Annotated in this window: 1 pseudogene; it reads right to left on the reverse strand. The window is 65.9% G+C overall.

The features are described 5' to 3' along the window. Positions 1-470: pseudogene (locus tag PFX91_RS23035) on the reverse strand (hypothetical protein); the annotation flags it as partial. Positions 471-844 lie beyond the last annotated feature (374 nt).

Here is an 844-nt window from a genome sequence, read left to right on the forward strand (position 1 = left end):
ATCTCCACCCGCCGCACCGGCGACGGGCGATAGTTCCCCTCCAGCAGATCCTGTCGGAGTTCAGCGAGCATCCGCTCCACCCCGTAGGACTCCACATCTTCCAAAGTGATCCGGTCGATACCGGACGCACCCCGGTTGTCCTTCACACGCTTCCATGCCTCCCGCAGGACGTCATCCCTACAGATACGGTCGAACAGGGCATGGAAACGGCGATCCGAGGACTGCTTGGCCGCAGTCCATAGCTTGCGTTGGAGTTTTCGCACCTTCCCGATGGGCGCGATGGCCCCGGGTTCGGCAACCGTGTTGCCGGGGTGGTTGGACCGGGCGATCCCGGCCATGCCCTGACGCTTACCCCCGCTGCGAGCGTGATCAAAGTGCGGGCCCTTCCCTCCCGGCGCGTTCTGTTGCACGCCGATCACCGGTACTATGCCCCGCTCGGACTCCCGCCGCGCTCCGCTGGACTTCACCATCGGCTTATACCAGCGGTCTCGTACCCGACGCAGGCGTGCGCGGACGGGTCTCTCCTGTTCCGTGCCAGACCGTGAACGCGTGCCGTCTTCCATACCCCGAGGAGATCCAGCGGACCGCTTCCGGAACCGGGTCCGCCGGACATGGCCTTCGCCGCGACATGACCGGCTCGGCTCTCACTGTTGTCCGTATGACGAGGCTGCAAAGTTCGCTTGATGCTACGGCCCGCGTTCTTGCTCCCTCCGAAGAGGCCTTTGACACCCCGCTCGGCCGGGCGGGTCTCCCCGCACGGCTGGGGCCTGCTACCGGGCGCTCCGGCGCTTACCCGGACGGGACTTACACCCGCTGGCCTGACACAGCTTTCAGGACGCACCAT

Origin of the sequence: Nocardiopsis sp. ATB16-24 (assembly GCF_030271535.1) — a bacterium.
Classification (GTDB): domain Bacteria; phylum Actinomycetota; class Actinomycetes; order Streptosporangiales; family Streptosporangiaceae; genus Nocardiopsis.